Raw genomic sequence first — 17,683 nt, 5'->3', positions numbered from 1 at the left:
GCTGTGAGTTGCCGGAAGTTCAGTCTTTTTTGCGCGTCAGCACGCGCGCCAGGATATTCAGGCCCAGCACCGCCATCGTGATGATGAAGACGCCCGCCCAGGCCAGTTTCTGCCAGTTTTCATACGGGCTCATGGCGAACTTGAAGATCGTTACCGGCAGGCTGGCCATCGGCTGGTTCAGGTTCGAGGTCCAGAACTGGTTGTTCAGGGCGGTGAACAGCAGCGGCGCGGTTTCACCGGCGATGCGCGCCACGGCCAGCAAAATCCCGGTGACCACGCCGGAGCGGGCAGCGCGCAGCGTGATGCTGGTGATGACCTTCCACTTGGGCGCGCCCAGCGCATAGGCCGCTTCGCGCAGGCCCGGCGGAATCAGTTGCAGCATGTTCTCGGTCGTGCGGATCACCACCGGAATCACGATCAGCGCCAGCGCCAGGACACCGGCCCAGCCTGAAAACGAATGAAAGCGCGACACCACGATGGCATAGACAAACAGGCCAATCACGATGGAAGGCGCCGACAGCAGGATGTCGTTGACAAAGCGCGTGATGGAAGCGAGAAGCCCCTTGGTGTTGTACTCGGCCAGGTAGATGCCGGCCATGATGCCGACGGGCGTGCCGACAAAGGTGGACAGCAGCACCATCAGCAGCGAGCCGTAGATTGCATTGGCAATGCCGCCCTCTTCATTGGGGGCCGGCGTCATTTCGGTGAAGGTCGCCAGCGAGATGCCGCCTATGCCCAGCCTGACGGTTTCCCACAAGATCCAGAACAGCCAGAACAAACCAAAGGCCATGGCCGCCAGCGACAGCACCAGCGCGAGCTGATTGACCCGCTTGCGCCGGGAAAACTTGGCCAGGCGTGCCGCCTGCGCGGCGTTTTGCATGACGGCGCTCATGACTTGGCTCCTTCATTTTTCTGCAACTGCGACAGCAGCAGCTTGGACAGCGACAGCACCACGAAGGTGATGAAGAACAGGACCAGGCCCAGGTAGATCAGCGACGCCTGGTGCAGGCCTTCACCGGCTTCGGCAAACTCGTTGGCCAGTGCCGACGTGATGCTGTTGGCCGCCTGGAACAGGCTCAGGGAATCGAGCTGGTTGAAGTTGCCGATGACAAACGTCACCGCCATGGTTTCACCCAGCGCACGCCCCAGCCCCAGCATGATGCCGCCCATGACGCCGGCCTTGGTGTAAGGCAGCACCACCTTGGACACCACTTCCCAGGTCGTGGCCCCGAGTCCGTAGGCCGATTCCTTGAGCAGCACCGGCGTGACCTCGAACACGTCGCGCATCACCGAGGCGATGAACGGGATGATCATGATGGCCAGAATAATTCCGGCCGACAGGATGCCGATACCGACCGGCGGGCCTGAAAACAGCGCGCCCAGGTAAGGCACGTCGCTGAACATGTTTTGCAGCGGCTGCTGCACATAGGTGGCCAGGATGGGGCCGAACACCAGCAAGCCCCACATGCCATAGACGATGGACGGCACGGCGGCCAGCAACTCGATGGCCGTGCCGAGCGGGCGCTTGAGCCAGGCCGGCGACAGCTCGGTCAGAAACAGCGCAATGCCAAAACTCACCGGCACGGCAATCAAGAGCGCGATGAAGGAGGTGGCCAGCGTGCCGTAAATCATCACCAGCCCGCCGTACTCGTTCTGCACCGGATCCCAGACGCTGTTGGTCAAAAATCCGAGGCCATATTTGCTGATCGCCGGCCAGGCGCCAATCACCAGCGACACCAGGATGGCAATCAAGAGGCCCAGCGTCAGCAGCGCGGCCGCCAGCGCGGCCCAGCCGAAAATCCGGTCCGGCAGCGGGCTTCGTTTCACAGGTTTGACAGGGGGAGGATTGGTCATGGCGCGTCCGGTCGCTTTTGCCGGAAACTCAAAAGCGGCCCGGCTTGCCGGAAGTGTAGAGGACACGAAATAAAACCCCTATGGTTGTAAGCTGGAGTGCAAAGCCTGCTGCCTGACTATTAATCTGGCGATTTACTTGTAGGCGACGGTTTTACCCGAAGCGTCCTTGATCTCGCCCCAGGCTTTTTCGACGATGAGCTTCACGTTGGCCGGCATGGGCACATAGTCCAGCGCGTCAGCGGTCTGGTCGCCATTCTTGTAAGCCCACTCGAAGAACTTGAGCGACGTGGTGGCCTGGGCCGGTTTGTCCTGGACTTTCTGCATCAGGATGAAGGTCGCGCCGGTGATGGGCCAGGCATCCTTGCCGGGCTGCTCGGTCAGGATCTGGTAGAAGCTTTTGGACCATTCGGCACCGGCGGCTGCGGCCTTGAAAGCCGTGTCCTCGGGCGACACGAAATTGCCAGCAGCATTCTTGAGCTGGGCAAACGTCATCTTGTTTTGCTTGACATAGGCGTACTCGACATAGCCAATCGAGTTGGGCAGACGGCCGACAAATGCCGCCACGCCTTCATTGCCCTTGCCGCCCGCGCCCACCGGCCAGTTCACGGCCGTGCCCTCGCCCACCTTGGTTTTCCACTCGGCGTTGGCCTTGCTCAGGTAATTCGTGAAGATAAAGCTGGTGCCCGAACCATCGGCGCGGCGCACCGGAGCGATGGCGGCATCAGGCAAAGGCAGCGTGGGGTTCAGGGCCTTGATGGCCGGATCGCTCCACTTGGTGATCTTGCCCAGATAGATATCGCCCAGCACCTGGCCGCTGAGCTTGAGCTGGCCGGAGGCAATGCCCTTGATGTTGACCACCGGCACCACGCCGCCGATCACGGTGGGGAACTGCATCAAGCCTTTCTTGGCGAGTTCTTCATCTTTCAAAGGTGCATCCGAAGCGCCGAAATCAACCGTCTTGGCTTCGATCTGGCGCAAGCCGGCGCCCGAACCCACCGACTGGTAATTGATCTTGATGCCGGTGGCCTTGTTGTAGTCAGCCGCCCACTTGGAGTAAAGCGGTGCCGGAAAGCTCGCGCCAGCGCCCGTGACATCCTGCGCAGCCGACAGCGTGGCAAACGACATCAGGGCAGCGCCCAGGGTCACGGTCATCGAAGCTTTGAGAGTTGATTGCATCAGAACACCTTTACGGTTGATAAGAAAGATGGCGCCACTGTAGAAGTCTTGTGTGACAGGGATATGACAGGCCTGCGGCATTTTGCCAAGGTGAAACCGACACCTTGCTGTCACAAAACATTCAAATTTCTGTCACAAAGCGGTCATGGAGCCCCCTTACGCTTTCGGCTGTCTTACCCAGTTACCCAGGAGATTCACATGCTCAAGCGCCATTTCATATTTGTCCTTACCGCCGTTGCGATCCTTTCTGGCTGTGCTTCGACCTCGCTTCCCGTTTCAGTCGCTGACACCGTGGCCGCACGGCCGCAACTCTCGACCCTGAACGGCCTCGTTGTCAAAGCCGGCCTGACGGACACGCTCAAGGGCAGCGGCCCCTTCACGGTTTTTGCGCCCACCAATGAAGCCTTTGCCAAGGTACCGGCCAAGACCATGGAGGCGCTGGCCAGCGACCCGGCCAAGCTCAAGGCGCTGCTCACCTACCACGTCATTCCCGGCAAGGTCATGCTGGCCGATGTCAAGAACGGCAACAGCAAGACCGTCAACGGCGCCAGCCTGGCGCTTTCGCGGGCCGGCGACTTCGTGACCGTGGAAGACGCCCTGGTGCAAACGCCGGACATTGCCGCCAGCAACGGCGTGATCCATGTCGTGGACAGTGTTCTTTTGCCGCCGGCCAGCCGCTAAACCCGGACAAGGCATCCCGACAGCCTTGTTTATTGCCAATTTATGCCTTTTGCGCATGCTGCAAGGGCGCTGGTAGCTATTTATTTCATAGCACTCTGGTTCATGGTCCAAGTTCACTGAAAAACAAATATGCTGCCTGCCCCCTCCCCTTTGAATCGCCGCCATTGGCTGCGGCGCGCCGGCCTGCTGACGGCGGGCGCCGCCGCGACCACCGCCGGCTGGGCGCAGCCTGGCAAGCCGGCAGCGTCCTCGCGCAGCCTGACGGTGGCCCAGCTGGTGGACTTCTCGGAGGCACAGCAGGATGTGTCCAAGGATTTCCTGATTGGCTCGCGCGCCGCCTGGCAGGACATCAATTCACGCGGCGGCATTCGCGGCCGGCCGGTCGCGCACCTGGCGCTGGAAACCGACGGCACGGCCGCCAGCGTGCGCTCCGCCCTCAATGAAGCCCTGGCCAACCCGTCCTGCCTGGTGCTGTCCGGCAGTGTCGGCGACCTGCTGGCCAGCCAGGTAGCCGCCCTGTCGCGCCAGGACGGCCTGAACATCGCCCATGCCGCGCCCTGGCTGCAAAACTCCAGTCTTGAAGTGGACGGCAAGACCTTCCCGATCTTCGCGGCGCGCCAGGAACAGATCGCCCATGCGCTGAAGAACCTGTCGGTCATGGGCGTGAAAGTGCTGGGCGCCGTGTATGCAAGCGCCCGGGAGCATGCGGCCTATCACCTCGAAGTCGAACGCATCGCGGCCAGCATGCAGTTGCAGCTGCAGTCTTTCCAGGGCACCGGGGATGTGCGCCTGCTGGGCCAGAAGCTCACCACCGGCACGCCCTCCGTGCTGCTGTTCGTGGGCGGCACGCCGGAGCTGGCCCAGTTCACGCAGGGGCTGGAAAAGCAGGCCCGCCAGCGCTACATCGTGGCCCTGGCCGACGTCAACCTGCAAACCCTGCTGCAGATGGGTGCGGCGCGCAACACGCCGATCATTGCCACCCAGCCGGTGCCGATGGTCAACGCCGCCTTGCCGGTCGTGCGGCAGTACCGTGAAACGCTGGCCCGGCTGTTCGACGAACCCCCCACACCCTTGAGCCTGGCCGGCTTCATTGCCGCTCGCTACACCTTTGAGGTGCTGGGCGGAATCGACGCGCCGCTGAGCCGCCAGAGCGTCCTGGCCGGCTTTCAGCAGCGCACCAGCCTGAACCTCGGCGGGTTTCACATCGCATTCGACGCCCGGCACCGAAGCGGCACCTATGTGACGCAAAGCATGATGACGCTGGACGGCCGGCTGATCGGCTGATCCATGCCCATGATGAAATGTGCTCGGGGCCAATGCTATGCTGGCTTCCGAACTAAAAGCTCAAACATGCAAAACGGAACACTGCTTGCCGCTGTGGACTTGGGGTCCAACAGCTTTCGCCTTGAAATTGGCCGCCTTGACCATGGCCGCATCCACCGGATCGAGTACCTCAAGGAAACCGTGCGTCAGGGCAATGGCCTGGACGCCGACCGCAACCTGTCGCCAGATGCCATGCAGCGCGGCTGGGACTGCCTGGCGCGCTTCGGCGAACGGCTGGCGGGATTCAGGAAAGAACAGGTCCGGGCGGTGGCCACGCAGACCCTGCGCGAAGCCCTCAACCGCGAGGAATTCATCAGTCGCGGCCAGAAAATTCTCGGTTTTCCGATTGACGTGATTGCCGGCCGCGAGGAAGCCCGGCTGATCTACCAGGGCGTGGCCCATTTGCTGCCGCAGTCCAGCGAGCGGCGCCTGGTGGTCGATATCGGCGGGCGCTCGACCGAAATGATCCTCGGCCAGGGCCTGGATGCGCATACGCTGGAGTCTTACCGCGTGGGCAGCGTGGCCTGGTCGATGCGCTATTTTCCCCAGGGGCTGTTCAGCGCCCGGGCTTTCGAGCTGGCCGAAATTGCCGCCAAGGCGGTGCTTGACGAAGCCATGACGGCCTATCGCCCGCAGGCCTGGGATGCCGCTTACGGCTCGTCAGGAACCATAGGCGCGGTCAGCGAAGTGCTGGCCGCAGCGGGCTGGCAGCCCGATGTGGTCACCCGCGAAGGCCTGGACTGGCTGCTGGACCGCCTGATCAAGGCGCAAAGCGCCGACCGGATCAAGATCGAAGGCATGAAGGAAGAGCGCCGGGCCGTCATTGGCGGCGGCATCAGCGTGCTCAGGGCGGTGTTTGACCTGCTGGGCATTGAGAAAATGCAGGCGGCGCAGGGCGCGCTGCGCCACGGCGTGCTGTATGACCTGGTGGAGCGGGACGAAGACCTGACCGATTTGCGCACCACCAGCGTGCAGCGCCTGGCCCACAACTTCAATACCGACCGCGTGCAGGCCGAGCGGCTCAGCCAGGTGGCGCAGCACCTGTTCGTGATGGCCGGCAGCAGCCTGCCCAAGGCGGAATCGGCCAGCCTGCAGCACCAACTGGGATGGGCCGCGCAGCTGCATGAAGTCGGCAGCCAGATTTCACACACCTATTACCACAAGCACGGCGCCTATATTCTGGACAATGCCGACGCCCCCGGCTTTGCCGTGCACGAGATGCATCGCCTGAGCCTGCTGGTGCTTGGCCACCGGGGCAAGCTGCGCAAGCTGGAGGCTGATTTTGAAGACCGGCTGTTTGTCCAGCAGTTGCTGTGCCTGCGCCTGGCCGTCATCTTGTGCCACGCCCGGCGCGACCCGGACCTCAAGGGCCTGCAGCTCGAATGGGACGCCGATCCCGGACGGCGCTTCATGCTGACCTGCCGGCCAGACTGGGCGCAAGCTTTTCCCCAGTCGGCTCATTTGCTGCGGGAAGAAATGCTGTCCTGGCAAAAGACACCCTGGACCTTGCACGCTGCCGGCCTGTAAGACTGCGGATCTTGGTGCTTTCATGAAAGTTCGATTAAACTGTATAAACCGTTTAATCAAGGAATACCCTCATGAGCACCACACAACAGCCCCCCGAATCCGCACCTGTCGCAACAAGCTCACCACCGGCCCCCGCTCCCGTAGCCCCGGCGGCCCCGGCAAAACAGGAGGCCGCCCCGGTCGCGGTCAAGCGGGCAAGGTCGCCCGCCAAAAAAGTCGCCGCCGAAGCAACGCCTGTCACACCAGCACCGCTCACAAAACCAGCCGTTAAAAAAGCGGCCGTCAGAAAGACGCCCGTCAAAAAAGTAGCGGCGAAGGCGATCCCTCCTCAAAAGACCGCAGCCAAGGCGCCTGCAGTCAAAGCGGTGGCCGCTGCGAAGCCTGAAAAAACGGCTGCGCCGCACAAAGCCAAAAAAGACAAGCTGGTCCGGGACAGTTTCACCATTCCCAAAACGGAATATGCGGTGATTGATGAGCTGAAGCAGCGGGCTGCCAAGCTGAACAGCGCTGTCAAGAAGAGTGAGTTGCTGCGCGCGGGCATCAAGATACTGGCCTCCCTGTCGGATGCCGCATTGCTGACGGCCCTGGCGCAGGTTCCCACCATCAAGACCGGCCGGCCAGCGCTTAAAAAATAAGCCGCCGCCAGCGCTCCAGCGGGACGTCTAAAGCAGTTCGGGCGACTGAACCGTCACCACGACAGCCTGCACCTGGCCATCGCGTTCGCGGGTGCGCAGCCACCACAACGCGCCTTTCTTGATGGCGCAGTCGGAGTCAACCAGCCCCAGCAGCCGGGCAATGACCTGCCCCAGCGTGGGCTGGTGGCCAATCACCAGCACCGGCGTCTTGCTCAGCGGCCACTGCACCAGTTCCAGCACATCTTCGGGCGCGGCGCCCGGTGCCAGTTCGACTCGGGTCTTGAATTTTCGCCCCAGCGCCAGCGCGGTCTGCTCGCAGCGCCGCGCCGGACTCACCAGGGTGCGGGCACTGCCGGGCAACTGCCGGTCCAGCCATTCGGCCATGCGCGCGGCCTGCTTTTCTCCGCGCGAGGTCAGCTTGCGTTCAAGGTCTCTTTGCGCATCCACAACGCCTTCAGGCAGGTCTTCCGCTTCAGCGTGACGCCACAAAATCAGGTCCATGATTGACTACCTTTCGCGTGGTTTCAAAGCCGAATAGCGCGCCATCAGCGCGGACTGCGCGCCATGGCGCTGTGCCGGATCCGCCGGCTTCACCAGCACATAGGTGCCATCGGGCTGCAAATCCCAGGCGTCGCGCCCGTCGTGCAGGTAGGCGACCAGGCATTCGTCGATGAGGCGCTGGCGAATCACCGGGTCAGTCACCGGCCAGGCCAGTTCGACCCGGCGCAGCATGTTGCGGTTCATCCAGTCGGCGCTCGACAGGTACAGCGTTTCGTCACCGCCGCTGCGAAAGTAAAACACGCGCGAATGCTCCAGGAAACGGCCAATCACCGAACGCACCCGGATGTTGTCGGTCACGCCGGGCACCTGGGCCGGCAGCATGCAGGCGCCGCGCACGATCAGGTCAATGCTGACGCCGCACTGCCCGGCCTTGACCAGCGCCCGCATCAGGTCTTCATCGGTCAGGGCATTGGTCTTGATCACGATGCGCGTGTCCTTGCCCTGCAGCGCGGCCTGGGCCAGAGCGTCGATCTTTTCGATCAGCTTGCGCTGCAGCTGAAACGGCGCCAGCAGCAGGTGGTGCAGCTTGGGCAGGCGGCTGTGGCTGGCCAGGTGCACGAACACATGGTCGATGTCCGAGGTCAGCAGCGGGTCGGCCGTGAGGTAGCTCACGTCGGTGTACAGGCGGGCCGTGCCCGGGTTGTAGTTGCCGGTGGACAGGTGGGCATAGCGCACCAGTCGCCGGCCTTCGCGCCGGGTGACCAGCAGCATCTTGGCATGCGTCTTCAGGCCCATCACGCCATAGACCACCTGCGCGCCTATGGATTCGAGCATCTCGGCCCAATTGATGTTGGCCTCTTCATCAAAGCGCGCCTTCAGCTCGACCACCACCATGACTTCCTTGCCGCGCCGCACCGCCTCGCGCAGCAGCAGCATCAGCTCGGAGTCCGGTCCGGTGCGGTAAATGGTCTGCTTGATCGCCAGCACCGAGGGGTCGTTGACCGCCTCGCGCAGAAAATCCAGCACGCCGTCGAAGCTTTCGAAAGGCTGGTGAATCGACACGTCGCCCTGCCGCAGGCGCTCGAAAAATGACTGGCCGGGCTGAAGCTGCTTCGGATAGCAGGCCTTGTAGCGCGGGAACAGCAGCTTGGGGTCGTTGACCAGATCGACCAGCTGCGTCAGCCGCACCAGGTTGACCGGGCCAGGCACCCGGTACAGCGCCTGCGCCGGCAGGTTGAACTGCTTGAGCAAAAAGCCCGACAGATACTCGGAGCAGCCGGCCGACACTTCCAGCCGGACCGCCTGGCCGTAGTGGCGCTGCTCCAGCCCCAGGCGCAGGGCGGTGCGCAGGTTCTTCACGTCGTCCTCATCGACTTCCAGGTCGGAATGCCGGGTCACGCGGAACTGCGAAAACTCGCCGACCTTGCGGCCCGCGAACAGGTCCACCAGATGCGCCCGGATCACGCTGGACAGCGAGAGGAACAGCTTGTTGCCCTTTTCAGCCCCCCGGCTGGGCATGTGGATCAGGCGCGGCAGCACGCGCGGCACCTTGACGATGGCGATTTCGTTCTCGCGCCCGAAGGCGTCGCGCCCGCCCAGGCGGACGATGAAGTTCAGCGACTTGTTGGCGACCTGCGGAAACGGGTGCGACGGGTCGAGCCCGACCGGAATCAAGAGCGGGCGCACCGCACGTTCAAAGTAGGCCTTGACCCAGCGCCGCTGCGCCGTGCTGCGCTCGCCGTGCGAGACGATGCGGATGCCGTGCTTGGCAAACGCCGGCAGCAGCTCGTCGTTGTACAGCGCGTACTGGCGCGCCACCATGTCATGGGCAATGCCCGAGAGCGTCTTGAACGAGGCGACCGAGTAAGTGCCCTTTTGCTCGTTGTTCTGCGCCGCCGTCAGGTGGGAAACCGCCCGCACTTCAAAAAACTCGTCCAGGTTGGACGACACGATGCACAAAAAGCGCAGCCGCTCCAGCAGCGGCACGTCCACGCGCCGCGCCCAGTCAAGCACGCGCTCGTTGAAGGCGAGGATGCTGTGGTCGCGGTCAAGAAACTTGATGGGCACAGTGTCGGGAATCAGTGCAACGGTCGGTTCAGGAATCAACAACACAGGTCTTTGGTATTAAAAAAAATAAGCCCTAGTGTTGCTGGCTTTGATGACAGGCGTGTGACAGTCAGCGGCCCCGATGGTGCGCCTGTCATCGGGGGTTTGCAAGTTGAAGCGGCGCCTTCCCAGTTGGTTTTTAAGTAAAAAATGCCGTTTGCGCAACATGGGCGTGCACAAGCAGCTATTATTTTTATAGCTTTTGTTTCAGCGCGCCCTGCGTGATGGATGACAGCGTGGCGCGCGTGGTGATGACTTCCGGGTCCAGTGTCACCTCGATCAGCGTGCCTTCGGGCCGGGCCAGCGCGGCCAGCAGTTCGGCCTCGAATTCTTCCGTGCGGGTGATGCGCACGCCGGCATAGCCGTAGGCGCGCGCCAGCGCGGCAAAGTCCGGGTTGTTCAGGCGCGAGCCGCTTTCATGCTGCGGATACTGCTTTTCCTGGTGCATGCGGATGGTGCCGTACATGCCGTTGTTGAGCAGCACGATGATGCTTTTGGCGCCGTGCTGAACGGCCGTGGCCAGTTCCTGGCCGTTCATCAGGAAGTCGCCGTCGCCGGCAATCGTGAAGGCCACGCGCCCGGTCGTGATGGCGGCGGCGATGCCGGCCGGCACGCCGTAGCCCATCGCGCCGACGGTGGGCGCCAGCTGCGTCTTGTGGCCTTTTGCCAGCCCGTGGTGCTTGAAAAAACGGTGAATCCAGCTGGCGAAATTGCCCGCGCCATTGGTCAGCACGGCATCCGCCGGAAGATAGCGCTGCAGCAGGCCGACGATGGCCGGCATGTCGATGTCGCCCGGCAAGGCTTGCGGCACCAGGTTGGCCAGGTAGTCGGCGTTGGCCGACGCCGTCCAGGCTTCCCACGGCACCGACACCGGCGCGCTCAAGACTTCGAGCGAACGCGCGGCGGCATTCATGGTGGCGTTGATCGCCAGGTCGGCCTGGAACACGCGGTTGAGTTCCTCGGCGCTGGCGTGGATATGCACCAGTTTCTGCTTAGGCCGGGGCGCCTCGATCAGCGTGTAGTTGCCGGTCGTCATTTCGCCCAGGCGCGGGCCGATGGCGATGATCAGGTCGCTGGCCTTGACGCGCGCGGCGAGTTTCGGACTCAAGCCAATGCCGACATCGCCGGCATACAGCGGGTGGTGGTTGTCAAAGGTGTCCTGGAAGCGAAAGGCGTTGCCGACCGGCAGCTTCCAGTTTTCGGCAAAGCGCTGCAAGGCCTGCGCCGACTGCGGCGTCCAGCCGCCGCCGCCGGCAATGACCAGCGGCTGCTTTGACGCCAGCAGCATCTCGCGCAGCGTGCGCAGGGCGCCGGGGTCGCTCCAGGCCTGCACCGCTTCCACCCTCGGCAGCGGCTGGGCAGCGGTCATGCGCGTCAGCATGTCCTCGGGCAGCACCAGCACCACCGGGCCGGGCCGGCCGTTCATCGCCGTGGCAAAGGCGCGCGCCACGTATTCAGGGATGCGGTCGGCGTCGTCGATGCGCTCGACGCGCTTGGCAAAGCCCTTGGTACTGGGGCCGAAAAAGCTCGAATAGTCCACTTCCTGGAAGGCTTCGCGGTCGCGGCAGTCGCTGGCCACGTCGCCGACCAGCAGCACCATCGGCGTTGAGTCCTGGAACGCCGTGTGCACGCCGATGGAGGCGTTGGTCGCGCCCGGCCCGCGCGTGACCATGCACACGCCGGGGCGGCCGGTCAGCTTGCCGTGGGCTTCGGCCATGAAGGCGGCGCCGCCCTCCTGGCGGCAGGTGATGAAGCGGATCTGGTCCCGGCGCGCATGCAGGCCATCAAGCACCGCCAGGTAGCTTTCGCCCGGAACGCCGAATGCATGGGTGACGCCCTGGGCCAGGAGGCAGTCAACAAGAAGATGGCCGGCAAGTTGTTGGGTCATGCGCTTTATTGTGCCCTGCCCTCTGCCGTGCCGAACGGTGGCCGCCGTCTCGAAATGAGGTGGCGCCCCGCTTATTCGGGCGTGGCCGGGTCGGCGTCGCCGCCGCCCGATTCCAGCGCCTGCCGGGCCAGTTCCTCATCGCTCAGCGGCGGCGCGTCTTCCAGCGCGGCGAGTTCTTCGAGCAGCGCGTCATCGGGCGCCTCGTGCCCGAGCAGGACTTCCTCGATGCGTTGGGTAAAGGTCTCGGCATGAATCGCCTCGGGTCCGCTGGTCGCGGGCGGGAACTTGTCCGCCAGATCAGCCATGACGGCGTCTGATTTTTCCTCGACCCAGCGGACAAAGTCGTTGGCGGGGGGTGTTCTGGATGCGGTCATTGAAGTCTCCTGAAGTTAAAAAATCGTTTGCGCCGCGCCTTCTCTACAGGTCAATGTACGCCTGCGCAAGCGCCAGTGCAATAACCTGGACAGCGAAGCCGGCCTGCCCGCTCACTGCGCGGGCGGCTCCGGCGCGCGTTCACTCGCCTCCCTGAGCACCAGGCCGGCCGGCTTGACCAGCGAAATGCCGGCCTCGCGCAGCCGCCTGAGCACATTGAACATCAAGGCGCTGCGCACGCCATAAGCCATGCGCGGCGAGTTGACGAATGCTGTGGCGTTAAACACCATGCCGGCGCCGCTGTCGATGCTGTCGAGCTGCACGCCGGGTTCGGGCGTTTTCAGCACATCTGCATGCGCCTCGAAGATTTCCAAAATCAGGCTGCGCACCTGGTCGGCATCGGCGGCCAGCGGCACCGGCAGCAAAATTTTGACCAGCCCCAGCGGATTGGCGTGGGTGACATTGCGCACGGTCTTGGTGATGAACTCCGAATTCGGAACGATCACGGTGGAGCGGTCGCCCATCTGGATTTCGGTCGCGCGCACATTGATGCGCCGGATGTCGCCCTCGATGCCGCCCAGCGACACCCAGTCGCCGACCTTGACCGGCTTTTCGGCCAGCATGATGAGGCCCGAGACAAAATTCTGCACCACCGCCTGCAGGCCAAAACCGATGCCCACCGACAGCGCGCTGGCCACCCAGGCAATGCGCTCCAGCCCGATGCCGACGGCGGCCAGGCCCAGCGACAAGGCCAGCAGGTTGCCGGCATAGGCAAACAGCGTGGCCGTCCAGGCCTGCATGCCGGCGTCGAGCGAGGTGGTGGGCAGATAGTCTTCCTTCAGCCAGCGCCTGACGATGCGCACCACCAGCAGGCACAGGCCGATCACCGTCAGGGCCTGCAGCACCGACATCGGGCGAATCTGGAACTCGCCAATCGAAACCCCCTGATGCAGCTTGTCGGCGCGCTGGAACAACTCTGAAGGGCCTTCGCCAAACGGCGCCAGCAACAGCATCAGCGTGAGCGCCACCACCAGCAGGCGGCCCACGCCCGACAGCAGCACGGCGGCCTGCCGGCGGACCTTGAAAAATGGGCTTGCCGGCTGTTCGGCCGCCGCGCCCGCCGCCTCAGGCGCACCAGCGGCAGTGGCAGGCGGGCTCAGCAGCGTGATGAAAGCATCGTCGATCAACACCGCCAACAAGTAGGCCGAGCCCAGCACGACCGCGATCCAGGCCATCTGGTGGACCAGAAAACTGCCCAGCGCCACATAGCCGAGCAGCAGCGCCAGCAGGCTGACGGCCACGCCCGCCCAGGCCAGACTGACGACGCTGGTCAGCCACAGCGGGCTTGGCGGCCAACTGGCGGCCGACTCGGGCGCAGCCAGGGCCTGCCGGCGCGCAAAATCGCTTTGCGCAAGACCCAGCGCAATGAGCATCACCATGACCAGCGCGACGATGCAGTCGGCCGCCACCGTGGTGACCAGGCTGGCATTGATCTGGGCGCTCAGCTGCACGACCGCCCAGGTCAGCACCATCAGCAGCGCCAGCAGGGGCGGCAGCCAGCGCAGTTTCAGCGCCAGCACGTCCGGCAGCGGCAGCAGCCGCCAGGACGGACGCGCCGGCAGCAGCAAGGCATGGCCCAGGCCCACGACGTAGCCGCCAAAACAGATGACGCCGGCCAGCCGGCTCATGAGTGGCGCCACCGCATCCGGCAAGGGCGCGACCCAGACCAGCCCGAGGTAAACCGCCTCGGCCATCAGTCCGGCGGTGGCTGTGGGCAGCAGTACCCGTGTCCAGGCATGCAGCGAGCGGCGCAGGCGGCCCGGCGGCACGCGGGTGGTCGTCAGCCGCAGGAGCGCATGGCCGGCCCACGCATGCAGGCCCAGCAGCACCAGCAAGACCAGGCCCACGCTGGACCAGACCCAGGCGCCGCTGGCCCGGGCCGCCATGGCCAGCCCATCGAACAGCCGGCCGGCACGCTGCGCATCGCCGGGCAGATCCGTCCTTAATTCAGACCAGAACAGGCTGCTCAGGATCGAGGAAGTGCGCTCGCCCAGCCGCGCCTGGAATTCGGAGCGCCGCAGTGCCGAGATTTCCCCGGCCGTCTGCTCGCTCTCGACGGCCAGCAGCCTGGCCCGCTTGAGCTGGGCATCGAGTTGGGCGCGGGTCTTGTTCAGCTGCTTGCGCAGGCCGGCCACGTCGCGCGCCTCGACCTGTCCGGGCAAGAGCGGCCCGAGTTCATCGAGCCGTGCCTGGACGCTGGCCAATTGCGGCGCCAGCAGCGCGGCCGCCGCCTCGGCCTGGGTGCCGGCGTCCAGCACCTGGGCGCGCAGGGGCAGCAGTTCGGCCACGTCCTTGGGCGGGTCATCGAGGGTTTTTCGCGCGTTCTCAATCTGCAGGCGCACCGTGTCCAGCGAGGTGTCCACGTCTCCGGGCTGGGCCTGGGCGCACAGTGCGGCCAGCATCAGCAGCAGACCGATGATCACGCAGCGCGGCGCGCGGGCGAGGCCCGGCAGCCCCAGAAAAAAATCAGGCCGGCAAAAAGGTAAATCGCGAAATCGTGGCAGGCCAATGCGCATGAAAAAACTGCACCGCAGCTAGGCGGCAAGCCGGAGTCAAGGGGACCGCCATCATAGAGGCCCGCCAGCGGCGGCTTTTTTCAGGCGCTGGTTTCAGGCCGTTGCCAGGGCGGTGCGGCGCACGCGCCGCACGTTGAAGGCGCTGGCAATCAGCACGCCCTGCATCAAGGCCAGTCCCAGCAGCACGCCACGGTATTGGCCATGGTCCATCAGCGCGCCGAAAATCAGCGGCGACACCGCCTGGCCGATATCCAGCCCGGCATAGACCACGCCATACACCCGGCCCGAGGCGTTTTCAGGCGTCGAGCGCTTGACCAGCAAATCGCGCGACGGCCCGGCGATGCCGGCGGCAAACCCCATCACGCCAAACAGGACCGGCACCATCCAGGGCGACAGGCTGCCCAGCGCCAGAATCAAGGCCACCAGCGCAGCCAGCCCCATGCCCGCGCCGACGATGCGCTCGCAGCGCGACGGGTCAGATGCCAGGAAGCCGCCCAGCACCATGCCGCCGGCGCTGCAGACCATGTAGATCGTCAGGCACATCGCCACCAGCGACTGCGGCACGCCATGCAGCTGCCGCGCGGCCTCGGGCGCAAAGGCCTGCACCACGCTGAGCACAATCGCAAACCAGAAGAAAAAGGTAAAGCACATCCACACGGCTGGAATCTTCAGGAAGTCCAGCCCGCCCTGAACCTTGGCCGCGCCGCTGGCCGGCGCCGCCACCTTCAGCGCCAGCGTGTCCCGGTTCAGCAGCAGGACCGCCAGCACGGCGAACGTCAGCACGCCCGCGGCCGCCAGCGCCACGCGCCAGGAAAAGACAAACGTCAGGCCGACCACCAGCGCCGGCGCCAGCGCCCAGCCCAGGCTGCCGGTGATGCCGTGCACGCTGTAGGCGTGACCCAGCCGCGACGCGCTGACCTTGCGGTTCAGCAGCGTGTAGTCCACCGGGTGAAACACGCCGTTGCCCATGCCGCCGACCACCGCGAAGCCGGCCAGCATCCAGTAGCTGGTGCTGATTGAATAGCCGAAAGCCGCCACGCCCAGCAAGGCCAGGCCGCCAAACAGGATCGGGCGCGGGCCGAAACGGTCCACCACAAAGCCCGACAGCGCCTGCACCGCGCACGAGACGACAAAGAAAATCGTCATCAAAAAACCCAACTCGGCATAGCTGACGCTGAAGGCCTCCTTGAGCCACGGAAACAGCGGCGCCAGCAGCAACTGGCTGAAATGGCTGATCAGATGCGCCAGCCCGACCAGGCCGATCACGCCGGCATCGTTGCGCAGGGGAACGGCGCCAGCGGGCCGGCTCAAGGTGCTTGAAGTAGTCATGGCGCTATCGTAGTAGTGGCTGCAGATTCTGAAATGCGACAAAAAGCCATGTTTCATCGAATACCGGACAATCACGTTTTTTAGCCCTCATCCTTCTTCCATGACCCGCAACAGCCGCCTTCTTTTGATTTCCCTGGGCGACACCGACCCGTTCACGCCCAGCCCGCAGCGTCCGGTGCGGGTTCGGTCGCGTTCAATGGCGGCCGATACGCATGTGGAGCCGCATACGCACGCCTGGGCGCAGCTGGCCTACTGCACCACCGGCGTCGTGCAGGTCACGGCCGAGCAGACCCGGCCCGACCAGGCCCAGGCCGACGAAATCACCTACATCATTCCACCATCGCGGGCGGTCTGGATCGCGCCGGGCGCGCGGCACCACATCACGGTGCGCGAAGCCGCCGAACTGCGCACCCTCTACATTGATGCCAGCGCAACGCCGCCAGGCTGGCAGGGTTGCCGCGTGCTGGTGGTGTCGCCGCTGCTGCGCGAGCTGGTCCATTCGCTCGATGACGGCAGCGGCCAGCCCCTGAGCGAAGCACGCCTGCAATGGCTCAGCGCGCTGGTGCTCGACGAAATCACCCATGCCGACATCCAGGCGCTGGGCGTGCCCATGCCCCATCCGGACAGCGGCGACAAGCGCCTGCGCGCCTTGTGCGAAGCGGTGCTGCGGGCGCCGTCCGAGCGGGCCACGCTGGCCGGCTGGGCGGCCGACATCGGCGCCAGCGAACGCACGGTGGCGCGGCTGTTTCGCGACCAGCTCGGCCTGAGCTACCAGCAGTGGCGCCAGCAGGCCATCCTGGCGCATGCCCTGCCGATGCTGGCACGCGGCCAGCCGGTCGGCGCCGTGGCGGCGGCCAGCGGCTACGCCAGCGAAAGCGCGTTTTCGGCCATGTTCAAGGCCGCGATGGGCCAGCCGCCAAGCCAGTTCCATGCCAAAGGCTAAGGTAGCCCTAAGGTAACGCTAACCGGATTTGCTATTTAATTTATAGCTACTTACGCACACGGGTATTGCGCAAAATCCTATTTTAATCAAGTTTTTTTGGCCACACGCCCCAAACCCACCGCCTGAGCAGCCGCATGACGCGCTCAAACCGGTTGCCCTAAAACGGGCAAGGCGGGGCTTTGTACATTAGAGGCCCGGCTCCAGCATTCCTACCTGCCTGGCCGCCTTTTCAAGGACTCCCCATGAACGCATTCACCACCCCCTCGCTCATCCCATTCCGGCACTATGCGCTTGCTGCCGCCCTCCTCCTGAGCGGCTGCGGCCTGTCCAGCGCCGAGGAAGTGGGCGCCGTCGATACCGTCTTCAAGTTCATCGGCCCCGACCACAAGATCGTCGTCGATGCCTATGACGACCCGAAAGTGACCGGCGTGACCTGCTACGTCTCGCGCGCCAAGACCGGCGGCATCAAGGGCGCGCTGGGCCTGGCCGAGGACAAGTCCGATGCCTCGATTGCCTGCCGCCAGACCGGCGTCATCAGCTTCGCCAAGCCGCTGGACAAGCAGGAAGAGATGTTCAGCGAGCGCATCTCGCTGGTTTTCAAGAAGCTGCGCGTGGTGCGCATGGTGGACGCCAAGCGCAACACGCTGATCTACCTGACCTATTCAGACCGCCTGATCGAGGGGTCGCCGCAAAACAGCGTCACCGCCGTCCCTGTGCCGGCCGCAACGGTCATCCCGGTGAAGTAGCGTGGCAAGCCAAAGGCCTACAAGCC

The 17,683-nt window shown here is 64.4% G+C and carries 15 protein-coding genes; 6 read left to right on the top strand and 9 right to left on the bottom strand.

Annotated features, from left to right (window positions below; translation table 11 throughout):
* Positions 1-19 precede the first annotated feature (19 nt).
* The 3 genes from pstA to pstS form a co-directional block, all read right to left on the bottom strand.
* Complete coding sequence (gene pstA, locus ABLV49_RS09410) at positions 20-892, bottom strand: phosphate ABC transporter permease PstA (RefSeq protein WP_349281324.1); 873 nt, start codon at positions 890-892, stop codon at positions 20-22.
* On the bottom strand, positions 889-1,854 hold the full coding sequence (gene pstC / locus ABLV49_RS09405; protein WP_349281323.1) for a phosphate ABC transporter permease PstC: 966 nt from the start codon (positions 1,852-1,854) through the stop codon (positions 889-891). Before pstC ends, pstA begins: the two co-directional genes overlap by 4 nt.
* Positions 1,855-1,986: 132 nt before the next feature.
* Positions 1,987-3,006 carry a phosphate ABC transporter substrate-binding protein PstS gene (gene pstS / locus ABLV49_RS09400; protein WP_432280025.1) on the bottom strand — a complete coding sequence of 340 codons (1,020 nt, stop codon included), beginning with the start codon at positions 3,004-3,006 and terminating at the stop codon, positions 1,987-1,989.
* A 222-nt stretch (positions 3,007-3,228) separates the two neighbouring features.
* On the opposite strand from pstS, the gene ABLV49_RS09395 reads away from it, so the two are divergent.
* The 4 genes from ABLV49_RS09395 (at position 3,229) to ABLV49_RS09380 (ending at position 7,196) form a co-directional block, all read left to right on the top strand.
* Positions 3,229-3,711, top strand: a complete 483-nt coding sequence (locus ABLV49_RS09395; RefSeq protein ID WP_349281321.1) for a fasciclin domain-containing protein — start codon at positions 3,229-3,231, stop codon at positions 3,709-3,711.
* Between the two features lie 150 nt (positions 3,712-3,861).
* Positions 3,862-4,995 (top strand): ABC transporter substrate-binding protein, encoded by a 1,134-nt coding sequence (locus tag ABLV49_RS09390; RefSeq protein WP_349281320.1) that lies wholly within the window; start codon positions 3,862-3,864, stop codon positions 4,993-4,995.
* Positions 4,996-5,061: 66 nt separating this feature from the next.
* Entirely contained in the window at positions 5,062-6,561 is a 1,500-nt protein-coding gene (locus ABLV49_RS09385; protein WP_349281319.1) for a Ppx/GppA phosphatase family protein, read from the top strand.
* Positions 6,562-6,632: 71 nt separating this feature from the next.
* Entirely contained in the window at positions 6,633-7,196 is a 564-nt protein-coding gene (locus tag ABLV49_RS09380) for a hypothetical protein (protein WP_349281318.1), read from the top strand.
* Between the two features lie 27 nt (positions 7,197-7,223).
* On the opposite strand, the gene ABLV49_RS09375 is transcribed toward ABLV49_RS09380, so the two are convergent.
* From ABLV49_RS09375 to ABLV49_RS09350, 6 genes are all read right to left on the bottom strand, one after another.
* Complete coding sequence (locus ABLV49_RS09375; protein ID WP_011801597.1) at positions 7,224-7,697, bottom strand: SixA phosphatase family protein; 474 nt, start codon at positions 7,695-7,697, stop codon at positions 7,224-7,226.
* A 6-nt stretch (positions 7,698-7,703) separates the two neighbouring features.
* Positions 7,704-9,809 carry a polyphosphate kinase 1 gene (gene ppk1, locus ABLV49_RS09370; protein ID WP_349281317.1) on the bottom strand — a complete coding sequence of 702 codons (2,106 nt, stop codon included), beginning with the start codon at positions 9,807-9,809 and terminating at the stop codon, positions 7,704-7,706.
* A 187-nt stretch (positions 9,810-9,996) separates the two neighbouring features.
* Positions 9,997-11,691 carry a thiamine pyrophosphate-binding protein gene (locus ABLV49_RS09365; RefSeq protein WP_349281316.1) on the bottom strand — a complete coding sequence of 565 codons (1,695 nt, stop codon included), beginning with the start codon at positions 11,689-11,691 and terminating at the stop codon, positions 9,997-9,999.
* A 71-nt stretch (positions 11,692-11,762) separates the two neighbouring features.
* A complete protein-coding gene (locus ABLV49_RS09360; protein ID WP_349281315.1) occupies positions 11,763-12,065 on the bottom strand; it encodes a hypothetical protein in 303 nt (100 codons plus the stop codon).
* Between the two features lie 111 nt (positions 12,066-12,176).
* The gene (locus tag ABLV49_RS09355; RefSeq protein ID WP_349281314.1) at positions 12,177-14,639 is read right to left on the bottom strand and encodes a DUF3772 domain-containing protein; all 2,463 of its coding nucleotides are present in this window, start codon (positions 14,637-14,639) and stop codon (positions 12,177-12,179) included.
* A 93-nt stretch (positions 14,640-14,732) separates the two neighbouring features.
* Positions 14,733-15,968: an MFS transporter gene (locus tag ABLV49_RS09350; RefSeq protein ID WP_349281313.1), complete on the bottom strand. Its 1,236-nt coding sequence runs from the start codon at positions 15,966-15,968 to the stop codon at positions 14,733-14,735.
* Positions 15,969-16,068: 100 nt separating this feature from the next.
* Between ABLV49_RS09350 and ABLV49_RS09345 the strand changes: the two genes are divergently transcribed.
* Both ABLV49_RS09345 and ABLV49_RS09340 read left to right on the top strand, forming a co-directional pair.
* A complete protein-coding gene (locus tag ABLV49_RS09345; protein WP_349281312.1) occupies positions 16,069-16,911 on the top strand; it encodes an AraC family transcriptional regulator in 843 nt (280 codons plus the stop codon).
* 242 nt (positions 16,912-17,153) lie between these two features.
* The gene (locus tag ABLV49_RS09340) at positions 17,154-17,657 is read left to right on the top strand and encodes a CreA family protein (protein WP_349281311.1); all 504 of its coding nucleotides are present in this window, start codon (positions 17,154-17,156) and stop codon (positions 17,655-17,657) included.
* Positions 17,658-17,683 lie beyond the last annotated feature (26 nt).

Source organism: Polaromonas hydrogenivorans, assembly GCF_040105105.1.
Classification (GTDB): domain Bacteria; phylum Pseudomonadota; class Gammaproteobacteria; order Burkholderiales; family Burkholderiaceae_C; genus Polaromonas; species Polaromonas hydrogenivorans.
Note: the sequence above shows the minus strand (reverse complement) of the source record. Positions and strands in the feature narration are given on the sequence as shown.